General features: G+C 56.2%; 17 protein-coding genes. 4 read left to right on the top strand and 13 right to left on the bottom strand.

The features are described from left to right. Positions 1–162: 162 nt before the first annotated feature. The 10 genes from NST04_RS06195 to NST04_RS06150 all read right to left on the bottom strand — a co-directional run bounded on the left by NST04_RS06195 (position 163) and on the right by NST04_RS06150 (position 11,191). Entirely contained in the window at positions 163–636 is a 474-nt protein-coding gene (locus tag NST04_RS06195) for a GNAT family N-acetyltransferase (protein ID WP_341183593.1), read from the bottom strand. Positions 637–679: 43 nt separating this feature from the next. Next, positions 680–1,825, bottom strand: a complete 1,146-nt coding sequence (gene fni / locus NST04_RS06190) for a type 2 isopentenyl-diphosphate Delta-isomerase (protein ID WP_341183592.1) — start codon at positions 1,823–1,825, stop codon at positions 680–682. Positions 1,826–1,993: 168 nt separating this feature from the next. Beyond that, entirely contained in the window at positions 1,994–3,469 is a 1,476-nt protein-coding gene (locus NST04_RS06185) for a phytoene desaturase family protein (protein ID WP_341183591.1), read from the bottom strand. Continuing rightward, positions 3,466–4,623: a glycosyltransferase gene (locus NST04_RS06180; RefSeq protein ID WP_341183590.1), complete on the bottom strand. Its 1,158-nt coding sequence runs from the start codon at positions 4,621–4,623 to the stop codon at positions 3,466–3,468. The genes NST04_RS06185 and NST04_RS06180 overlap by 4 nt, the downstream gene beginning before the upstream one ends. After that, complete coding sequence (locus NST04_RS06175; protein WP_341183589.1) at positions 4,620–5,360, bottom strand: lysophospholipid acyltransferase family protein; 741 nt, start codon at positions 5,358–5,360, stop codon at positions 4,620–4,622. The genes NST04_RS06180 and NST04_RS06175 overlap by 4 nt, the downstream gene beginning before the upstream one ends. After that, positions 5,329–6,114, bottom strand: a complete 786-nt coding sequence (locus NST04_RS06170) for a carotenoid biosynthesis protein (protein ID WP_341183588.1) — start codon at positions 6,112–6,114, stop codon at positions 5,329–5,331. The genes NST04_RS06175 and NST04_RS06170 overlap by 32 nt, the downstream gene beginning before the upstream one ends. Positions 6,115–6,116: 2 nt before the next feature. Then, positions 6,117–6,974 (bottom strand): phytoene/squalene synthase family protein, encoded by an 858-nt coding sequence (locus tag NST04_RS06165; protein ID WP_341183587.1) that lies wholly within the window; start codon positions 6,972–6,974, stop codon positions 6,117–6,119. Further along, positions 6,967–8,487, bottom strand: a complete 1,521-nt coding sequence (locus NST04_RS06160; protein WP_341183586.1) for a phytoene desaturase family protein — start codon at positions 8,485–8,487, stop codon at positions 6,967–6,969. The genes NST04_RS06165 and NST04_RS06160 overlap by 8 nt, the downstream gene beginning before the upstream one ends. Then, the gene (locus NST04_RS06155; RefSeq protein ID WP_341183585.1) at positions 8,484–10,040 is read right to left on the bottom strand and encodes a phytoene desaturase family protein; all 1,557 of its coding nucleotides are present in this window, start codon (positions 10,038–10,040) and stop codon (positions 8,484–8,486) included. Before NST04_RS06155 ends, NST04_RS06160 begins: the two co-directional genes overlap by 4 nt. Positions 10,041–10,261: 221 nt before the next feature. Next, positions 10,262–11,191, bottom strand: coding sequence for a MerR family transcriptional regulator (locus NST04_RS06150; protein ID WP_341183584.1), 930 nt, complete (start codon positions 11,189–11,191; stop codon positions 10,262–10,264). Between the two features lie 275 nt (positions 11,192–11,466). Between NST04_RS06150 and NST04_RS06145 the strand changes: the two genes are divergently transcribed. Continuing rightward, complete coding sequence (locus NST04_RS06145; protein WP_341183583.1) at positions 11,467–13,014, top strand: phospholipase D family protein; 1,548 nt, start codon at positions 11,467–11,469, stop codon at positions 13,012–13,014. Positions 13,015–13,080: 66 nt separating this feature from the next. Here the strand turns inward: NST04_RS06145 and cls are convergent, their stop codons facing one another. Further along, positions 13,081–14,589 (bottom strand): cardiolipin synthase, encoded by a 1,509-nt coding sequence (gene cls, locus NST04_RS06140; RefSeq protein WP_341183582.1) that lies wholly within the window; start codon positions 14,587–14,589, stop codon positions 13,081–13,083. Positions 14,590–14,772: 183 nt separating this feature from the next. Between cls and NST04_RS06135 the strand changes: the two genes are divergently transcribed. Together NST04_RS06135 and NST04_RS06130 are read left to right on the top strand one after the other, a co-directional pair. Beyond that, entirely contained in the window at positions 14,773–15,687 is a 915-nt protein-coding gene (locus tag NST04_RS06135) for a TetR/AcrR family transcriptional regulator (protein WP_341183581.1), read from the top strand. A gap of 59 nt (positions 15,688–15,746) precedes the next feature. Further along, a complete protein-coding gene (locus tag NST04_RS06130) occupies positions 15,747–18,956 on the top strand; it encodes an efflux RND transporter permease subunit (RefSeq protein WP_341183580.1) in 3,210 nt (1,069 codons plus the stop codon). 333 nt (positions 18,957–19,289) lie between these two features. Here NST04_RS06130 and NST04_RS06125 read toward each other — a convergent pair whose 3' ends face one another. After that, complete coding sequence (locus tag NST04_RS06125) at positions 19,290–19,985, bottom strand: TorD/DmsD family molecular chaperone (RefSeq protein WP_036726172.1); 696 nt, start codon at positions 19,983–19,985, stop codon at positions 19,290–19,292. A 325-nt stretch (positions 19,986–20,310) separates the two neighbouring features. On the opposite strand from NST04_RS06125, the gene moaA reads away from it, so the two are divergent. Then, positions 20,311–21,312 carry a GTP 3',8-cyclase MoaA gene (moaA, locus tag NST04_RS06120; RefSeq protein ID WP_339311879.1) on the top strand — a complete coding sequence of 334 codons (1,002 nt, stop codon included), beginning with the start codon at positions 20,311–20,313 and terminating at the stop codon, positions 21,310–21,312. 84 nt (positions 21,313–21,396) lie between these two features. Here the strand turns inward: moaA and NST04_RS06115 are convergent, their stop codons facing one another. Further along, positions 21,397–21,978 (bottom strand): hypothetical protein, encoded by a 582-nt coding sequence (locus NST04_RS06115; RefSeq protein WP_341183579.1) that lies wholly within the window; start codon positions 21,976–21,978, stop codon positions 21,397–21,399. Positions 21,979–22,029 lie beyond the last annotated feature (51 nt).

The raw sequence follows: 22,029 nt of genomic DNA, 5'->3' as shown, positions 1-22,029 counted from the left end.
AGTCCCATTTTGTTCATTTTTCCGTGAATCCTTGGCTCGCACACCGCCGCACTTACTCCCCAACACTGCCCCTCATGCAAAAAGACTCCTTAAGGAGTCCAGTTACTTCGGCAGGTGCTATGCAGAACTTTATGCCTTCCTGGTGCTACTTTCCGCCTGCGGCTATAGCGTCTTGGACATTGTGATGTCTGTAACCTGGAAGCCCATTTTCTTGTATAGCCCAAAGGCGCGTTCGTTATGCCCAAAAACATGCAGGCCGATCTTGGCCGCCTTCAGCTTCTTAGCTTCTTCATCCAGCAGGAGCAGTGTCTGCTTGCCATAGCCCCGGCCCTGGAAAGGCTCAAAGATATAAATGTCATAAATGAACGCCTCCCGCACCCCGCGGTTCTCGGTCACGTTGAACCAGAGGTAGCCAGCTTGAGTCCCCGAAGTCTCCTCTACTACCGAATAGAAATAAGCTCCCGCCGTATTGAGGCCTTGTGGCAGGTAGCGATTCATCGATTCCTGGGCCTGCGCTAACGCTGTATCTGCATCCCAGGCACCGGCTTGTATTTTCTCTTCTGCGTAGTCGCGGGTAGATTGCTTCAAGAACGACTGAAACGCAGTTTCGTCCATCGGGATTAGTGTAATCGTCATTTGGATACCTTCCTTCGGTTCTGATTATAAAAGCAAGCCTGGCTCAGCGCCGGACCAGACGCGGCGTTCCGCGCAGTGCGGCAAGATCCGGCGCGCCGATGCCGAACATCACTGTCCGCAGTTCCAGCTCTACCTGGGCCAGCGCCTGATCCAGCGCCTCCTCGGAGCTGACGGCCGGACCCAGCAGCCCCCGTCCGAAGCCCGCCAGATCAGCGCCAAGGGCCAGCGCCTTAGCGGCATCGACGCCGTGCTTCAGTCCGCCGCTGCCGATCATTGCCCCGCGCGGGGAGACCGCGCGGACCTCGGCAATGCACTCCGCCGTGGGGATGCCCCAGTCGGCGAAGGCCTCTGCTGCCGCACGCCGTACCGGATCGATACTACGGAACTTCTCTACCTGGCTCCAGGAAGTGCCGCCTGCTCCGGCGACATCTATGAAGGCAGCGCCAGCCTGATATAGCCGGGCGGCGGTATCGCCGTCAATCCCCCAGCCGACCTCCTTGATCCCCACTGGAATCTCAAGGCTCCGGCATAATACCTCTATCCGCTTCAGCAGGGAACCGAAGCCGGTGTCACCCTCGGGCTGGAATACCTCCTGCAGCCCGTTCAGATGGAGAACCAGCCAGTCCGCTCCGGCAATCTCAACCGCCCGGCGGCATTCTTCTACTCCGAAGCCGTAGGCGAGCTGCACGGCTCCGACATTGGCAATGACCGGAATCGTGGGTGCATTGGCCCGCACATGGAAGGTACCCGCCAGTTCCGCGCGTTCTACAGCTGCGCGCACTGAGCCGACTCCCAGCGCCCAGCCCCGGCGCTCCGCCGCTTCGGCCAGCCGCTCATTGATCTTCCCTGTAGCCGCGCTTCCCCCGGTCATGGAGCTGATCAGCAGCGGGGTACGCAGCCTACGCCCTAAGAATTCAGTTTCCAGTGAGATGGCATCGTAATCCAGCTCCGGCAGGGCGTTATGGCGGAACCGGTATTGCTCGAACCCGGTTGTAATTCCGCTGCCGGCCACATCTTCATTCAGGCAGAGCCGTACATGCTCAATCTTCCGTTCTCCGGTTCTGGAGTCGGGCAGCAGAGATTTATGTCCGGCAAGGCTTGAGACTGCCGCCTCCTGCCCTGGCTGGGTATATGCGCCTGACTGCTCCACAGCGCTCTGCGGCACACCGTTTCGCGGCATATCATTCATGCTGTCTTCCTCCGTTTCTGCTGCACTATTCTCTAACTATAACAACATCACCCTGCTAAGAGTTATTCATCTACTTGCAACATATCCCGCTCCACAATTACCTTCCATTATAGCATAACTATAGCACAACCCTGCTCGGCCGTTGAACGCTGGCGGGATGCTCACTCTTCATACATGGCTTGCAATATATTCGCCCACCAGCCTGCCGGACAAGGACACCACAGGGGTTCCCCCGCCCGGATGCGTGGTTCCGCCCACATACCACAGTCCCTTAACATCGCTGGAACGGTTGCCCGGGCGGGAAAAGGTCTGCTTCACCGTATTGGAGGATATCCCGTAAATGGCCCCCTGATGCGCCAGCGTATCGCGGGCGATATCCTGCGGGGTATACCGCTCCAGCACATCTGCGGACGACAGCCCGCTCACGCCGTGGCTCTCCAGTACAGATATTACCCGCTCCCCGTACACATCCCGCTCCTCACTCCAATCGCACGCCGGGCTCAGATAAGGCGCATTAGCCAGAATGAACAGGTTACTGCCGCCCGCAGGCGCCATCTCAGGCTCGGAATAACCGGAGTGGCATACATATACTGTCGGCTGCTGCGGCGGGCGCTTATGCTGGAAGATATCCTTGAATTCTTGCTCATAGTCCTCCGGGAAAAACACCGTATGATGCAGCAGCGCATCATACGTACGCGGCACGCCCGCCAGCGTTACCAGCCCGGACAGGGAGGGTTCGTACGCTTCAATCCTGCGGTCCGTCATTCCCGGACGAACCGCTTCAGGCAGCAGCATCTTGTTGATGCTCAGGACATCGCCACCGGCTATCACAGTCTTAGCCGGGTAGAAGCCCTGCGCTGTGTCCACACCTTCCACCGCACCGGAGACTACGGAAATCCCTGTTACCTCTATGCCTGTAATCAGCTGCACGCCCAGATTCCGGGCGAGTGAAGAGAGAGCGCTGATTAATTCATAGGTGCCGCCCTTCACCCCGTATACGCCTTCCTGAATCTCCAGATGACCAAGCATAGCGAAGATAGAGGGGGAACGATACGGCGATGATCCGACATAGGTGGCATAGCGCCCCAGCATAGCCAGCGTATTCGGATGGCTGAAGTAGCGGAGGAGCAAGCCGTGCAGGCTGAGAAAAGGCCGGACCCGCACCAGATCCCGCACAAGGGAAGGGGAGAGCTTATCCCTCCAGGATAGCAGCAGCCTGTTCAGGAACTGCTTCTCGCTGAGCTGATACAGCCGCGAGGCTTCCTCCAGAAACTCCGGGAACTTCGCAGCATCTGCCGGGCTGTAGGAGGCCATCTGCTCCCGCATTCGCCCGGTATCCCTTGAGAAATCGACCACCCTGCCGTCGGCGAAGACATTGCGGGTGCGCGGCTCCAGCTCATAGAGCCGGACATAATCCTCCATGCGGGCTCCCGCAAGCTCATAGAGCGAGCGGAAGACATGGGGCATCGTAATCGTACTTGGGCCGCGGTCAAAAGTGTAGCCCCCCGCCTGCACACGCTGCAGCTTGCCGCCGGGCTGCTGCTGGCGTTCCAGCACAGTCACTTCCCAGCCCTCCGCGGCAAGGGTAACCGCACAGGACAGCCCCCCAAATCCGGCGCCTATGATTACTGCCTTCGGTTTCATCCATAACGCCTTCCTTTCCATTCATAGCCTGCACGCGTGCGGCTACCGCGCCAGGACGCCACAGCAATCAGTGACAGGCAGAGTATACCCGCCGGGAGGAGGAGACAGAACCACAACGGCTGCCGTCCGGCAGCATCACTGGTCCGTTTCACGGCCAGACCCGCAAGCAGCGCAGCAGCAGGCCAGAGCGCCGCGCCCGGCTGTCCGCTTAACCCATAATACAGAACGGCGGCAGCGGGCACAGCATACAGCGACAGATACGCAATAAGCACACCCAGCAGCAGCACCGGGCGGCGGCCAATACCGGCATAGATATTCTTCCGGTAGCCCTTCCATACTTGCCTTGCATTGTGGTACATCCTCATGAACACCTGCTCCGTAACATCCATAAGCGCCACTGTCCCGCCTGAACGTTTCACAGCGCGGGCCAGCGCCATGTCATCCACCAGCTCGCTGCGGATGGCTGCATGCCCGCCGCAGCTGTCGTAACTGTCCCGGTGAATCAGAATGAAGCCTCCATGCGCCGCAACAAAGCGCGGATCTCTGGAGCCGCGGACCAGCGGAATGGGCAGGTGGCAGATGATGGTAAAGACCATCAGGGGAACAACCAGCCGCTCCAGCCAAGTTCCAGTCATCTGCCGGGGGAAGCCGGTAATCATGCCGCCGCCCGCTGCTTCAGCAGCAGAGAGGGCCGCCTGAAGCGCCCCTTGCTGAAGACGGACATCTGCGTCCAGGAACAGCAGCCAGTCTCCACTCGCCGCTTCTGCAAGCTGAGCGCAGGCATGGGACTTGCCCAGCCAGCCCTCCGGCAGCTCTGTTCCTTTCAGAACTCGTACTCTGCCGCTGCCCGCCGCTTCGGCAATAGCACCCGTTCCGTCAGTCGATGAATCATCCAGCACAATAATCTCCGCCCCGATACTGCCGGTGCTTGAGGCCAGTACGGAGGAGAGGCAATCCCCAATATTCTCCGCTTCATTCCGGGCAGGGATCAGCACAGACAAGCGCAAGGCCCGAGAGGACGCCGATCCTGGAAGTACCTGCGCCGCTCTTGCTCCTGGCGCTGCCCCCAGCTTAGGGAGCTGCGCTGCATTCCACATTGCGAACACAAGCTGGAGCAGCAGAATAACGGTTACAGCCTGAAAGAACACATTCATCCGCTCCCTCCGCCCGGCCGCAGCAGGTCAAGCCATTCATTGGTTGATCTCCCCCGGCGGAGGAGCGGCCTGAATTCATCCGGCATATAGCCTTGATGGTTAAGCACTTTGCAGCGGTGTGACTCCAGTTGTCCGCCAAGAACAGTCTCCAGCCGCCGGGCGATCGCCGAGCGGTCCATCTCCGCCCAAGGGAGCAGCAGCGGCGCACCGGCCAGCAGTGTAGCTTCCGGCTTGGTATGCCGGAATAGGCCGTGGTATAGCGTCACTGGGACTACCGCCGCCCTCGGACTGAGCCGCAGCGCCAAGGAAGCCCCTTCCTTCAGACTCAGCGGCCGGTGCTCCAGCGGCCGGATTTCCCCTTCAGGGTACATCCAGACACTCTCCCCCGCCTCCAGCAGCCCGGCTGTATAGCGCAGGGAAGCCCGCGCATCTCCTGGACTTCCTGGGTTAATGGAGTACGCGCCAATCTTTCTGAAGAAGGCATACTTACGTAGCTGCTCCTCTTCCATCATGAAATAATGACGCTTCCCCGGCAGCTTCCCCACGGCGTGATAGGCCAGCAGGCCGTCCCACCACGAGCTGTGATTCATGAGGTAGAGAATCCCCCGCCCGGCAGCGGCAGCGGGCTGAAGCTCTCCGCTGATTCCGATGAAGTGGAAATATCTGCGCAGCAGATACATGGAATTATAGCGGTAGAATAACCAGTCAAACCTTCCCGACGGAACGGCTTCCAGCATAGCGTAGACTCCCTTCAGCCAGTGCGGCGCCTGCCACAGCGATCACCGTGCAGGCAGGCAGTCCCTCTGTCAGGCTGATCAGGCCGAACAGGATCAGGATTGCCTGATACAGGCGGGTGCCCCGGCGGGCAGCCAGGCGGGTGAACGGCACGGCCGGGAGCAGCATGGACAAGGCAGCGCCTGCAATCAGCCAGCCGCCGAAATTGCTCCAGGGCACCTGATAGAAGCCACCGCCGCCCTCCCAGTGCCAGAAATTCCTGGCGTGGGCAACAGGATCGAGCACCAGATCCATCAGGACCGTCCAGAAACCAACCTGTACGGCCCGCAGCAGCAGAAGCCGGAGGCCGCGCTGTCCGAAATCATGGCTGATCAGCACGGCATTGCACACCACAGCAATCCAGGCGAAGCCCAGGGTAACCGGCACACCAAATAATAAAGGCCCCAGAATAGTAGAATAATTATAATCCCCAAACAACCGGCCGGAATGCACGCCTACCCATTCGACCGCCATTCCGCCTAACCAGATAAGAGCTGCAGCACACCAGAACCGCTTGGTCATCCGGCCTCCCGAAGAATTGACTGACCAGTCAGACATGAACGGTTTGAATTGCCCCTTGATTACTAAGTCCAACCCGTAGGCACCATAGAATACGAGAAATAATCCGTTAGAGAACTTCAGACTATCCGGAATTCCGAACACGATCAGCAGCAGCGCACCGATGGTATACCAGATCCAAAAAAGAGTTCGGACCATCGTTAGACCACCGCAGTTCTTACACCGGCATAACGCACGACCGTACGCTGGAACATCTGAAGCTTGGCTTCATCGCTGACATAGGATCTTTTGCGGAAAACATCATACCCGTCTGCCTCCACAGCATCCAGAATAGCAGCATAGAAGGATGCGGCAAGTTCAATGGCAAGACCGCTCTCCAAAGGGTACGTATTCACATGCGCAAGTCCTTGCCGGAACCAGTCCAGCGCTTCTGTCCGCAGCTCCTGAATAACAGCGGTGAAATGGTGATTGACTTCTCCGTCCTCCAGCTCCTGCTGGCTGTAACCATGTCTGTCCATCACCTCAAGCGGCACGTATCTGCGTCCTCTCCGGAGATCCTCACCCACATCGCGGATGATATTCACCAGTTGCATTCCTATCCCCAGCGCAATTCCCGAGGTCCGTGCCGCTTCACTCTGATCATCCCGCAGAACAGGCAGCAGCATCTCTCCTACCGTTCCCGCTACAAGATAACAATAATCCTTAAGCTGCTCCATTGTGTCATAGGCTGTGAAGGTAAGATCTCTAAGCTGTCCCTCCATTTGCAAAAGGAACGGCTCACGCTGAAGCTGCGGGAAGCTGCTGAACAGCCAGCGCAGCGCCGGCCAGATGAAATGCCCGTCCGCCTGCTCCAGATTCATGAAATGCTCCCGCAGCTCATGGATGCTGTACGGCGCGCCTTCCGGCTCATCCACACTATCGTCTATAATCCGGCAGAAGGCATAAATAACATGCACCGCTTCACGCCTGGGACTTGGCAGAACATCAAACGCCTTATGGAACGAAGTGGACCCTTTCTTCATCAGTTCCTCACATTGCTGCAGTATCCTTTCATCCATGTACGCTCATCTCCTTTATCATTTCCTGAACGGCAAGCTTCGCTCCCTGCATCACGATTGGCACACCGCCGCCCGGATGGACGGAAGCACCAGCGGCATACAATCCCTTAAGCGGATAAGGCTTCGGCTGGGGCCGGAATACCCCCGACTGGCTCAGCAGCGGTGCAATACCGAAGCTGCCCCCGCCGTACATTCCTTCCTGCTCCGCATCGGCAGGCGTTCTCAATCTGCGCCAGATCACACTCGCGGCAAGTCCGGAGAAGCCCCGCTTCTCGGCATCCGCCATAACCTTATCAGCCAGTGCTCCGGCTATTTCCTCCCAGTTCTTATCCGGTGCCGCCGGGACGGGAACCAGGAAATACAGCACGCTCTGTCCGGGTGGAGCTGCACTATCGTCCAGTGCTGCCGGATTAAATACATAATAAGATGAATCCTGGGGAATTTGTCCCCGGTCAAACAGCTCGTGAAGGCTGCTGTTCAGACTGTCCGGCAGGAAGAATTGGTGCACCAGCGACTCCGGCCAGCGCTTATCCGTGGCTGCATAGATCAGCAGACAGCCCGAGGACGGCTTCCATGTACCGCGTTTTATGGCCTTAGCCGATGCGGCTCTGACCTTATTCTCCGCCACAACCGGTGCCTGTTCCTGCTTGAATACACCGGGAGGCAGCAATTGCTCTACATTCGGGAAATCTCCATTGTACAGAACGGCATCATAGGGAATCGACTGCCCCTGAACAACAACTCCGCAGCAGCGGCTCCCTTCAACAATCAGGGATTCCACCTCGGCACCCGTATGAATCTGTACCCCGCGGTCTTCCAGCTCCCGGCCCATGATTTGCGGCAGCGTGCCGTATCCGCCTTTCAGCATCCAGATGCCGAAGGCATGCTCGGCGTAAGGAAGCATGGTGTAGATGCCCGGTGTGCGGAAGGGGGCTCCTCCAATATAGAGGCTCTGAAGGGAGAAGGCATCCTTAAGCTCCTCATTCCGAAAATACTGGCCGATAGCAGAGCGCAGATTCCGGTAAGCGCGCAAGCGGACCATCAGCGACAGGTTAGCCGGACTGAAGAATTCCCGCCCGCTTGCATACCCCCGCTCCAGGAACGAGCTCCGCCCCTGCGGATACAGCACCGACATGTCCTTCATGAACCGGGTGAAGCCCTTGCCCTCTCCGGGATAGAGCCGGTCAATCTCTTCCGCCTGCGCCGAAGCATCCGCGAATTTGGTCAGCACCCGCCCGCTTCTGAAGTGAACCCGGTAGAGCGGATCACAGTGCAGCAGCTCCAAGCTCGATCGCGGAAGGCCGCCTTCTTCCAGAATACCCAGAAGCATCTCCGGCAGCAGCACGATCGTAGGCCCGCGGTCAATCCGGTAGCCGTCCTGCTCTTCAAAGGCCACACGCCCGCCCGCTTGGGCCGCCCGTTCATAGATCACTACCTCATGCCCCTGACGGGTAAGCAGCAGCGCCGCCGTCAGCCCGCCGATTCCGCTGCCAACGATGGCAATGCGGCTCATAGCGGAACCCCCGCACCTGCGCCGGGCGCGCCTGCCTGTACGGTGAACCGCCCCCGCACAGCCTGGTCATGCTCCCGGAGCAGCCGTGCGCTGATCTTGGCCGACTCGAAGATGGTCGGCAGGCCGCTGCCCGGATGGGTTCCCCCGCCCACCAGCCAGATGCCGCGCACCTCCTCGAAGGTATTATGCGGCCGCAGGTGCATCATCTGCCCGAGATTATGGGCCAGATTGAAGGTAGCCCCGTTATATACATTCTGCTGGTTCTGCCAGTCCAGCGGGGAGAAGAACAGGCTCTCTTCCACTCGTCCTGCAATTCCCGCGAGCTGCGGGATCTGCTGCAGCCGCTCCATCATCCAGTCCTCTACCTCCGCACGCTCCTGCTCCCAGTTGATATCGGCACTCAGATTAGGCACTGGCATCAGCACGTAGAGCGAGGACTTACCGGGAGGCGCCAGTGTCTTATCAATAACGGACGGATTATGAATATAGATAGAAGCATCCTCCGACAGAACGCCCAGCTCAGTGATCTCTCTGACATTACGCCGGTAATCGTCCGCGAAATGAACCGAATGATGACTGAGGTCCACCTCTCCATCCACCCCGAGATAGAGCATGGCGGTGGAGCAGGAATATCTTTTGCGGGCAATCTTGGCAGGGGTATATTTCTTCAGAAGTCCGGGCTCGAACAGCTGTGTCATTGCAGAGCCAAAGTCTGCACCAATCACAATATAATCCGCATCCACCTTCTCCCCGTTCTCCAGCAGCAGGCCTGCGGCCTGCCCTTCCTTGACGATAATGCGTTTCACTCCGCTTGCGGTATGGACCCGCCCGCCATGCTCCTGGATGACCTCAGCCATAGCCCGGAGCACACGGTTAATTCCGCCGGCCGGATGATACAGGCCGTAGCGGTGCTCCATGTACGACAGAATCGTGAAGGTGCCGGGACATTCCCATGGCGACATCCCCAGATACTTAGCCTGGAAAGTGAACGAGAACCGCAGCCGCTCGTCATCGAAATAACGGGACAGCCGGTTGTACACAGTGTCTGTAGCGTTCAGCTTGGGCAACGCGTGGAACACATCTCTTTTGACATAATCGCCTAATGATTGGAACGGACGCTGCAGCAGCGGAATCACCCGCTCCAGCTTGTCGGCCTCATCGGCCATGAAGCGGCGGTAGCCGCTGCCGTTGCCGGGGAACAGCCGCTCAATCTCCTCCGCCGTCTGATCCTGGTTCGTAGAAGGCGTAAATACGGTATCTCCAAAATGCAGGGAGTACAGCGGATCAAGCGGCGTAAGCGCAACATAATCATGCACAGAACGCCCGGCCAGAGTGAACAGCTCCTCCAGCAAATGAGGCATCATCAAGAAGGTAGCTCCCCGGTCGAAACGGTAGTCTCCCAGCTTCAATTCTCCTGATCTTCCGCCAACCGCCGCCTGCTGTTCATAAAGATCTACTTCATATCCTTCGGCGGCAAGCAGCATGGCGGCGGCAAGCCCGCCCGGCCCTGCGCCGATTACTGCGACTTTTGCGGTATCTGTGGTTCGGATCAAGCGGCTTCCTCCTTCGTCAAACATTATACAAGAACTATACAATAGTGATACAAATATCATACATACTTTGCCGGGCCATGTAAATATCATCCGCCGCACTTCCAGCAATTTGGTTGCTAGACTTGTCCATAGCAAAAGAACCGGCCAGCCCTATACAAGGGTTCTGACCGGTTCTATGGAATCGCATGCTCTATTAAAATTCACTATAACTGCTGCAAAAGCTACGCCCTATGCCGGCTTCCGGCAAATTCCTGATCGAACCAGGCCTGCCACTGCTCCGGCGGCTCAGCCATCACATAGGTGGCGCTGGTATTTTGGAGGCTGATTCCCTCATAGGCTTTGCCGCCCGCAATGAGCTGCAGCTCCGGGTATAGTCTACCCAACCGTTCGAGCAGCTCCTCCGTATAAGGGACCAGCGTGCCATTCGTAACGGACAGGCACACCGCTCCGATCCGCTCTTGCTTCTCCAGCAGCTCCATCACCCCGTCCTCAGGCGTGTTGGCCCCCAGATAGATGACTTCAACCCCGTTCCTGCGCAGGAACAGCGAGAACAGCAGCAGGCCGACCTGGTGATGCTCTCCCGCCGGGCAGAAGGCAAGCACCTTGTGCAGATGGGCATACACCGGGAAGACATGAAAGAACTGAGATAGCCGGTTCGAGATCATATGTGTCATATAATGCTCCTGGGCCACGGTTGCCGTCCCTTGCTCCCAGGCATCACCAACCTTCACCAGAACGGGCACCAGCACCTGATGGACCATCGCCTCATAGCCGTACAGGGAGAACCCGAAATCAATCAGCGCATCCGCCCGCTCACCCTGGATATCAAGCAGCGCTGCATAGATCTGCTGCCTCATTTTGTCCAAGGCATCCTTGGGGTCACCGCCCGCAACGGACAGCCGTTCATCCAGGTCCTTCTGCTTATGCTGCTTCAGCATCCGCACAGCATGTGAGATACTGATGCCCGGTTTATCGGTCTGTTCCTTCAACCAGCGGAGGTCCTCAATATTCTGTTGGTTGTACAGTCTATAGCCGGACTCGGTACGTTCCGGGACGACAGCCTGATACCGGTTCTCCCACGCCCGCAGAGTGACAGAGGGAATATCGAGCATTTCGACGACCTGTTTGATGGAATACACGATGGTTCTCACTCGCTTCCTGTTTACACTGAATACTTTGAAGATTCAAACCTTATACAAATTATTTACACTCATTATACAATCGCTTCCGTGTTATGTCACCAGAACTTGTATGATGCAGCTTGCCGGTACAGTACGGATGAAATGGAGGGCTTTTTGTAACACTAGATTTTTCAGGGATTTTGCACTCAGCTGCTTCACTTCTCCTTAGCGGGCGTTATAGGTATTTACAATGCCGGGCCACCCTATAGCCGCTCTGGCCCGGCAGCAGACCCAGGAGGATGAATATGAATCAAGGCCGCCATCCCGTCACACCCGAACAATTACAGATTACGCTGGCTTCAGGTGCCATTACGGCATCCCGCCACAAGCGCCAGACGCAGCTCTTCCTGCGCCGCCGTTCCAAGCTGCTGCTTGCCCTGATCCTTCTTCTCCTCTGGCTGGCCGGGGTGATGCTCTATCAGACCCATAAGCCGCTGCCGCCCGGACTTTCTGCGGAGAGCCCTGCTTATAAGGTGAACACGGTCGCCTTCTGGCATGATCTGACCTACCAGGACAACAGCGGCAAGCAGGCGAGGGAAGAACAGATTCTGCCCAGAATCCTGCAGATTATTGAAGAGTCCCGGCAGTTCCTCGTGATCGACCTGTTCCTGTTCAATAACTATACTCATACAGACCAGCAGTTCCCCGCTGTCAGCAGACAGCTTACCGATAAGCTGCTTGCCCAGAAAGCCGCTCATCCGGCCATGGAGATCGTCTTCATCACCGATGAGGTGAATACGAATTACGGCTCTGCGCCCAATGCCCTCCTGGAGGAGCTGAGCGCAGCCGGAATTAAGGTTATCCTGACGGATGTGGACGATCTGCGTGATTCGACACCTGCTTATTCGGCGGTCTGGCGTACCTTCATCCAGTGGTTCGGGCAATCCGGCACCGGCTGGATTCCGAATCTGATGGCCAGCGGAGGACCGGATATTACCGCCCGTTCCTATCTGAAGCTGCTGAATGTCAAAGCCAATCACCGCAAGGTCGTGCTGAGTGAGAACACCGCTCTGATCTCCTCCGGCAATGTGCATGACGCCAGCGCTTATCATTCCAACATTGCCCTGGAAGTGCAAGGTCCTATTCAGGAGGATATTCTGCGGAGCGAGCAGGCGGCGGCTAATCTCTCGGGAGCCGGCCCCTTGCTAAGCAAGCCTCCTGAGTTCAAGCAGCCTGCCGCCGCATCCGGTGATGCCCCGCTTGGAGTCCGCTATCTGACCGAAGGCAAGGTGTACAAATATGCCCTGGAAGGAATCGCTGCGGCAGGACCCGGGGATGTCATCTGGATGGGTATGTTCTATCTGGCGGACGACAAAATTATTGATGCCCTGCTTGCCGCAGATGCCCGCGGTGCCCAGGTCAGATTGCTGCTTGATCCTAACCAGAATGCCTTCGGACGGGACAAAATCGGCATCCCGAACCGCCCGGTTGCGATGGACCTGGACCGCCGCTCGGAAGGAAATATCCTGATCCGCTGGTACAACACAGGCGAGGAGCAATATCACAGCAAGCTGCTGTTCATTGCCAAGGCATCAGGCGACTCCATTATCTTGGGCGGATCAACGAACTTCACAGCCCGGAACCTGGATGACTATAATCTGGAGAATGACCTCTGGGTGTCTGTTCCACGAGAGCAGCCATTGTATGCGGAGGTGGAGGGTTACTTCAAGCGGCTATGGAACAACGAGGGGGCTGAGTATAGCCTGCCGCTGAAGGAATATCAGAGTGACGCGACCTGGTTGAAGTACATTCTCTACCGGATACAGACGCGGCTTGGATTCACTACCTTCTGAATGGAAAAAGAAAAAACGGTACCGTATCCCACAAGGACGGTACCGTTTTTCATTCTGCTTGTCCGCTTACAGCAGCGGAGACATCAGCCGGGCTGCCGATTCCAGCAGCCGCTCCAGCAGTCTTTTCTCCATGAAGGTCTCATGGACAATCAGCCGCGTGGACTGCAGGTCACGCTCGAAGTCTGCAACAATGCGCGAGACACTCTCGGTCTGCAGCAGCAGCGCGTTCACCTCGAAATTAAGATGGAAGCTGCGCATGTCCATATTGGCCGTTCCGATCGTAGCAATCTCCCCGTCGGCAATCAGCAGCTTGGAGTGGATGAAGCCCTTCTCATATTCATAGATCTTCACGCCGGACTCCAGCAGCGCCGGGAAGTAGGAATGGGAGGCCAGGAACGGAATCCATTTATCCGGCTTGGCCGGGAACAGCAGGCGGACATCCAGCCCCGACATCGCCGCCACACGCAGCGCAGTCAGTATATCCTCATCGGGGATGAAGTAGGGACTGGCGATCCAGACGGATTTTTCCGCTGTAGTTATCATGGAGAAGAAAATATTCTTGAGCGCACGCCGCTCATTATCCGGGCCGCTGGCAATAATCTGCACCGCCCCGTCTCCGGTCGTGAAGCGAAGCTGGGGGGAGAGGTAATCCTGCTCCAGGATTTTCTCACCGGTCGTGTGCATCCAGTCCTGCAGGAAAATAATCTGCATCGTCCGCACCGCCTCGCCCCTCAGCAGCATATGTGTATCCCGCCAGAACCCGTAGGTTTTGCTGCGGCTCAAGTACTCGTCCCCGACATTCAGACCGCCCATGAAGCCGACATCGCCGTCGATGACCACGATTTTGCGGTGATTGCGGTAATTCACCCGGCTGGAGAAAAAGGAGGTCGAGTTGCCGTAAGCAGCCACCTGCACCCCCGCATCACTCAGCTCCTTAAGGAAGGCCCTGGAGAGCTGAATGCTCCCGACCGCATCATACATGAACCGGACCGCCACGCCCGCACGGGCTTTCTCAATCAGAATCTGCTGAATGCGCGTGCCGATATGATCCGCCCGGAAAATATAATATTCCATATGAATATGATGCTGCGCCTGCCGCAGCTCCAGCAGCAGCGTCCCGAAGGTTTCTTCACCGTTCGTTAAGATGCGCGTCTCCGAACTGAACGAAATCGGCGTCCGGCCCAGTCTCTGCGACAGACCCAGCAGCTTCTGCCGCGCAGGGCTGAACACTGACCAATCCTGATGCATCCGCAGCGCGTCATTCTCAATCCGTTCATAGGCCATGAGATCGCGCTGGGCTTTTTTGTCATACTTGCGCCGTTTGAACACATTCTGCCCGAACAGGAAGTAGAACACCAGCCCCAGCACCGGAATCAGCGCCAGCAGCAGAATCCAGGATACAGTGGTCGAAGGATTGCGGTTCTCCATGAATATACCCAGTCCGATAGAGATGACCGTCAATGTGGAAAAAATACTGATAATGGTTCCGGCTGTGCTGCCGAATATCCCAAATCCAAAATAATAAAAAGCCAGCATAGCCGCTATGATAACCATAGCCTGCAGTCCTCTTCTCATATGTACCCTACCTTCTCATTCCGCCGATTCTCACCAAAATGACACATTTATATCTTACATGAAGAATCCGTTTCTTCCTACTGAAACCTGCAAATTTGTATTGCTGCAGGATATATAATATAATCTCCCTGACCAATCAGTCAAATACAGAACTGTCTAGTCAGAACGGGGGCTTATATCGCCTTGACCGCTAAAAGCATCAACAAAAAAGAGCAAATCATCAAGACCGCCATGCAGCTGTTCGCTGTAAAAGGCTCCTCCTCCACCTCCATGCAGGAAATTGCCGAATTATGCGGGATCTCCAAAGGAAGTCTATATCTGATCTTCAAATCCAAAGAGGAGCTGGAGCGCAGTATATACATCTACTGCTTCCGGATGATTCATGATCCTCTGCAACAAGAGGATCAGGCGGCTGGCAGAGAGCCCCGGGAGAAGCTGCGCAACCAGCTCGAAATCCTGCTCAGTCATGTATACGAGCTGCGCGAATTCCTGCAGCGCCAATTCCAGGATGTAGCCGGCCGGGGGGTGTCCGAGATTCCCGATTGGGTGAAGCAGAACAACGCTGCCCTGCTGCGCTGGTTCCAGCATAAGCTGGAGCTCATGTACGGGCCAGAAATTCTGCCCTATGCAGGCGAGCTGTGCGTGCTCAGCCACGGCATGATCAGCTCCAGCATCAAGCTGTTGTTCGGCCAAGAGACTGTTGTCTCCATCCCTAAGCTGGCTGACCGGCTGGTGGACTGGCTGGACATTATGGTCGCCGGCCTGCTTGCCGGGCAGCCCGCCCCTCTGATCTCTTCCGCAGTCCTGGCCGGATGGGCCGAGGGTCAAGGAGAAGGGCCGCGCCAGAGCCCGCTTCAGCTGATCAAGGCGATGAAGCTCCTGCTCAGTGAAGCAGACGGGATCAGCCCGGAGCAGGCCGAAGACGGTCTGGAGTCCCTGGGCATTCTGGAGAGCGAAATCCTCACCACCCAGCCCCGGAAAGCGATCATTCAAGGGATGATTGCCAATCTCAAGGGGTTCCCCGGGCTGACCGGCGAGCTAAGTCAATTGAAGAAAGAACTCACACCCTATATGCACACTTCCTGCGGACTTCATTAAGGAAAGATGCGGCACACCTGTAAGATCAAGAATACTTATACTGGAGGTTCCCTTTACTGATGAAAAGCCTTATTAATTTCTCTCTCCGCAACAAATTCGCCGTCTGGCTGCTGACGATCATTATTGTCTTCGCCGGTCTCTACAGCGGAATGACCATGAAGCAGGAGACCCTGCCTAACATTAGTATCCCTTATCTCAGCATTACTACTATTTATCCCGGAGCCGCACCCGAAGGCGTCGTGAATGACGTCAGCAAGCCGCTGGAGCAGAAGCTCCGCAATGTGGACGGCGTGAAGATGCTGACTTCCACCTCACTGGAGAACGCCTCCAGCGTCACCATAGAGTTCGACTATGGCACGAACCTGGACAACGCGACAGCAGCGGTGCGTGAGGCGCTGAACGAGGTGGCTCTGCCGGATAATGTGCAAAAGCCGCAAATCTCGCGCTTCAGCCTCAGCTCGCTGCCGGTCATCTCCCTCAGTATCTCTGATGAGAGCTCCGGCGATCTGGAGGAGCTGACCCGGGTTGCCGAGAATGATATCCGCCCGGCGCTGGAGGATATAGAAGGCGTTGCCTCTGTGCAGATTGCCGGACAATATGTCAAAGAAGTCTCCCTGAAGTTCAATCAGGAGAAGCTGAAGCAGTACGGACTGACCGAGGATACGATCAAAGGCATCATCCAGGCCTCCTCCCTGCGGGTGCCGCTCGGATTGTTCGAGATGGACAAAGCACAGAAGGCTGTTGTCGTTGACGGCAACGTCACTACAGTGGAGGACTTGCAGAATGTCCGCATTCCGCTCGTTCCTTCTGCTCCTGCGGCGGGTGCTGCCGGAGCCGGTGCAACTGGCATGCCTGGCACAGGAGCCGGGGAAGCAGGCGGTGCAGCTTCAGGCGGTGCTAGTGCTGCTGGCGGCACCAATGCTGCGGCTGGCAGTACCGGGGCTGGTGCTGGCGCCATGACCGGGCTGCCGACGGTGAAGCTGAGCGAGCTTGCCACTATCGAGGTAGTCGGCAAATCGGAATCCATCTCCCGCACCAACGGCAAGGAATCCATCGGGATTCAGATTGTGAAGGCAAATGATGCCAACACCGTCGATGTCGTGAACGGGGTCAAGGACAAGACAGAAGAACTGAAGAAACAATACAAGTCGATGGACCTCACCGTGCTGCTGGATCAAGGCAAGCCGATTGAGGATTCCGTGAACACGATGCTGTCCAAGGCTGCCTTCGGCGCCCTGTTCGCCGTGCTTATCATCCTGCTGTTCCTGCGCAATATCCGCTCTACCATTATTTCTATTATCTCGATTCCATTATCCCTGCTGATTGCAGTATTATGCCTGCGGCAAATGGATATTACGCTGAATATGATGACGCTCGGCGCCATGACCGTAGCCATCGGGCGCGTAGTCGATGACTCCATCGTGGTCATTGAGAACATCTTCCGGCGGCTTACGCTGTCCGGCGAGAAGCTTCGCGGCAGAGAGCTGATCAGCGCGGCTACCCGTGAGATGTTTGTGCCGATTATGTCTTCAACCATTGTGACGATAGCCGTGTTCCTGCCGCTCGCCTTTGTCAGCGGGATGGTCGGTGAGCTGTTCCTGCCGTTTGCCCTCACTATGGTATTCGCGCTGCTGGCTTCACTGGTGGTTGCCATTACCCTGGTGCCTGCACTGGCCCATACCCTGTTCCGTAATGGACTCAAGAAGGGGAAAAAGGGTCACGAAGACAAGCCCGGCGCATTGGCGGGCGGGTATGTCCGAATCCTGGACTGGTGTCTCTCGCATAAGCTGATCACCTTGGGTGTTGCTGTCCTGCTACTGGCAGGCAGTCTGTTCCTGATCAAGCCGATCGGCGTCAGCTTCCTGCCTTCCCAGGAAGAGAAGAATGTTACGCTTACCTTCTCCCCGAAGGCCGGTCAGACGCTGGAGGATGTGAAGGCGCTGGGCCTGAAGGCTGAGAAGTTCATTCTGGCGCAGGAGCATCTTGATAAAATGCAATATTCGATCGGCGGCAGCAGCCCGTTCGGAATGGGCTCAGGCAATTCAGGCTTGTTCTATGTCACGTATGACAGCAACACGCCTGATTTCGATACCGTGAAGGAGAAGTTAATTGAAGGCTTGAGCCAAGAGGTGCCGGATGGCGTGTGGGGCGATTTGTCCGGCATGGCCGGAGGCGGACTGGGCGGCAGTACCCTTACTGTTAACATCTTCGGCGATACGCTGGAGCAGCTCAAACCGGTAGCCGATGACATTGCCGGGATCGTTCAGGCAGACACCAAGAACTTCAAAGACGGGAAGACCAGCCTCTCTGAAGCCTATGATCAATACACCATCGTCGCTGACCAGGCCAAGCTTAGCTCACTGGGCCTAACGGCCGGACAGCTTGCGATGAAGCTGAGCCCTGCCGGAACCCGGCCTGTACTGACTGAGGTAGAGCTGGACGGCAAGAATTACAAGGTCTACATTGAGACGGACAAGGATTCCTACAATAGTATTGAAGAAATGAAGGCCGCCACGCTCACTTCGCCGCTAGGTATTACTGTACCGATTGGCGAGGTAGCAAGCATCGAACAGGGCCAGTCCCCGGATTCCATTACCCGTGAAGACGGCAAAATGAAAGTCGAGGTAACCGCCGACATTATCTCCAGTGACATTAATAGTGCCTCCAAGGCTGTGCAGGACAAAATAGATGCTCTTGATCTCCCGGACGGCGTGACCATCACCTTCGGCGGAGTCACCGAGCAGATTAATGAGACCTTCGGACAGCTTGGCATCGCCATGCTCGCGGCTATTGCGATTGTATACTTCGTGCTCGTAGTCACCTTCGGCGGCGGTCTGGCACCGTTCGCCATCCTGTTCTCGCTGCCGTTCACAGTTATCGGCGCTCTTGTTGCCCTGCTCCTGGCCGGCGAGACCTTGAACGTCTCGGCACTGATGGGCGCACTGATGCTAATCGGTATCGTGGTCACCAATGCAATTGTCTTGATTGACCGCGTAATTCATAAGGAACAAGAGGGAATGTCTACCCGCAAGGCGCTGCTTGAGGCCGGGGCTACCCGCCTTCGCCCGATTCTCATGACTGCGCTCGCGACCATTGGCGCCCTCCTGCCATTGGTTACAGGCCTGGAGAACAGCGCCGGAATCATCTCCAAGGGGCTTGGCGTAACCGTCATCGGCGGTCTCGTCAGCTCCACGCTGCTGACCCTGGTCGTTGTACCGGTGGTGTATGAGTTCCTGATGAAGTTTCGGAGTAAGAAAACTTACGAATAAATAGGGGATGAACTTCAGTTTCAGTTATAGGGAGTGTACTGGCGAACCTCCACTTCAGCAGGACCGTGACTGCAGAGAATGTTTGGACTTCCGGTCGCTGTTAGGTTGGAAATTCCTGATCCGAACCGCTCTTCGCGGTAGAATTTCCAACCTAAAGGCGAACGCTATCGCTCCTACAGTTCCAAACTTCTCCTCCGCCACTCTCCCTGAAGGGGATACTCCAGATCACAACCTATAAAGTGAAAGCTTAAGTTCAAGACCCCCCGGAGCAGAAATAAGGCGCCCTTCCGAATTAATGGAAGGGCGCCTTTTTGATTGAATATGGATGCTTAACTAAGCCATGGCTGCTGCGCTGCTCTCCAGCGAAGCCTTCCAGGCACGCAGCATGTGCAGATCCTGCGGCAGGAATTCCTCCAGCATATGGCTGAGTCCCAGATACAGCGGGCTGTCGGTGGCAGCGTTCATTCTCGCACAGAATTGTGGAGTCCACTTCAGCAGATGCTCCTCAAGGAATCTCTCCTGGATCTCCAGAAGCTCCATCGCACTGCGGATCGAGAAGCTGTTGTACAGCATCCGTTCATGCAGCACGGCCATGAATTCCAGTTCAATGGCAATATGGTCGTCGGCTTCGCCGCTGCACTTCTTGAAGACAATCCCCGCCGAAGCGTACACATCCGAGAGCACGTTGCAGAATTCTTCCTCACGGCCCAGCTGAGCCGCTTCACGGGCCACGAAGGAGCTGACGGCCCGCTCATTCATCAGACGTTTGTATTCGAGTTTCTCTTTCTCGCAGATGGCCGGTAGCATAGACGGCTCCTGGCTGCACAGGTAACGCTTCAATTCACGGCCGCCTTCGGTCATCTCCGCAGCGACACTCATCTCACGGTTACGGCTCCACTGGGCGACCAGTGAGAGAGATGGTTTTCTTCCATAGAAGTCCACCAGCAGCTGATATATTAATCCCCGACTCTCCAGCCAGCGGCTGCAAGCCTCCGGCACGACAAGCGATGGAACAGTTGGTATGGTCATTTTGCAAATCCTCCCTACATAGTTTGCCGGATACCCGGGGTATCCTTAGGGATCGCCGCCTGAGCCTTCCGGTATCATAGCTGTGCTTCGCAAAAGTAAAAGTATCTAAAGTTTGAATCTTCCGCAACTAAATTATATCGAATATGATAAGCGCTTTCGGTGAGCATTCTATGACCATTCCCTGGAATTGTCGCACTTTTGTCATAATTAGGCTGCTGCTTTGGCCTTCTGTCCCCCTATGCTTTAGATTGTCCGCTGTGCATTGACGCGGCGGAATGGTTTCTTTAAAATTTAAACTAAAATCAACAGGTGAAGGAGCAACGCTATGGAGCCGCTGACTGACCCTTTTGGACGCATACATGATTACCTACGCATCTCGGTTACTGACCGCTGCAACCTGCGCTGTATCTATTGTATGCCCGCCGAAGGAATGCAATTCCAGCCGCAGGACGAGATTATGAGCTACGAGGAGATTGCCGCTGTGGTGGAGGCGCTTGCGCCCCTGGGCCTGCGGAAGGTCCGGCTGACGGGGGGCGAACCGCTGGTCCGCAAGGATCTGGAGAAGCTGGTCTCTATGATCGCCGTCATCCCCGGCATAGATGACATATCATTGACGACGAACGGGCTGATGCTGCCAGCCAAAGCGGCTATCCTGAAGCAGGCCGGGCTGTCCCGGGTGAACATCAGCCTGGATTCGCTGCGGCCGGACCGCTTCTCGATGATTACCCGCGGCGGCGATGTTGCCAAGGTGCTGAAGGGAATTGAAGCTGCAGAAGCCGCCGGCCTGTCCCCGATCAAGCTGAATGTCGTGCTGATGAAAGGCATTAACGATGACGAGATCAAGGACTTCATCGCCCTGACCCTGAACAGCCCGCTGAATGTGCGTTTCATTGAATACATGCCGATTGGCAGCGCCAGCGATGCCTGGCGGCAGACCTATCTGCCGCTGGAGACTGTAGTAGAGGCCTGCAAGGAAGCTGGCTGGACCACCGAGGAGGCCGACATGCCCTCCGGGAATGGCCCTTCCCAGAACCGGCGGGTCACCGGCGCGAAGGGAACCTTCGGGCTGATCCATCCGGTCAGCGAGCATTTTTGCGACAATTGTAACCGCCTGCGCCTAACCGCCGACGGCAACATCAAAGCCTGCCTGTACTGGCAGGACGAATATAATGTGCGCCCGCTGATCAGCTCCCCTGCGGCGGTGCAGGCCCTGTTCCGCGAGGCGCTAGGCAACAAGCCGCATAACCACGAAATGGCGCTGGCCCTGGAGCACAAAGCCCAGAGCCACACCCCCACCGCCCGCCGTATGTCGCAGATTGGCGGGTAGGACGCACGGAGAGAAATGTAACAGGCCCATGAACAAGTTCATGGGCCTGCTTAAGTAGAGCAGATTCATAGTTCAAGTGTTAAGCTACTCCAACACAGTCATTGAAGCAACCGCCTTTTCATAAGCCTCTGGATCAATTTCCTTGGCAGATTTCATGCTAAAGTAAATTCCATCAACCTCAAAATACAAAAACTCCTGGTCCCCTTTTTCCTTAATCCAGTTTCCTGTTATGGTTTGAGTAAGCTGAACTTTTCTTCTTGTTTCAATTTCATGTAACGGTTCAAGCTCTCTGGAGGACTCCGTAATTAAACCACGAATGAACGAGAGACTAACTTCATTTTCTTCGGCCTTAACGCTATGCAGGTAGTCATCAACACCCAAGCCAATTGTGGGTATGTACACTTTACTAAGTCCAGCTTTCTTCGCAGCAGTAAGGATTTCGTTTTTTTGCTCATCAGTGTAACTTAACAGTTCACCTTGTTGCTTCTCTGGATTGTCCCTCTCTCCTGAAGCGTTGCCTGCATTTACGGTTTGGATCGGCTCAGTCACAGACGGCCTAGCGGTCTGGGCTGGATCAGAAGAAGATATGTTACTAACCCGACTACAACCAACTAACAATATTTCTATTAATACGACACTCGCTAATAATCTTCTTTTATAATTCATTGTTAATTCCTCCCCACACTTCAGAAACCTATTCATCCATCATAGGCTAAA

This window comes from Paenibacillus sp. FSL H7-0756, assembly GCF_038006765.1.
Classification (GTDB): Bacteria; Bacillota; Bacilli; order Paenibacillales; family Paenibacillaceae; genus Paenibacillus_AQ.
The sequence above is the reverse complement of the archived record's forward strand: the minus strand, read 5'-3'. Positions and strand labels throughout refer to the sequence as shown.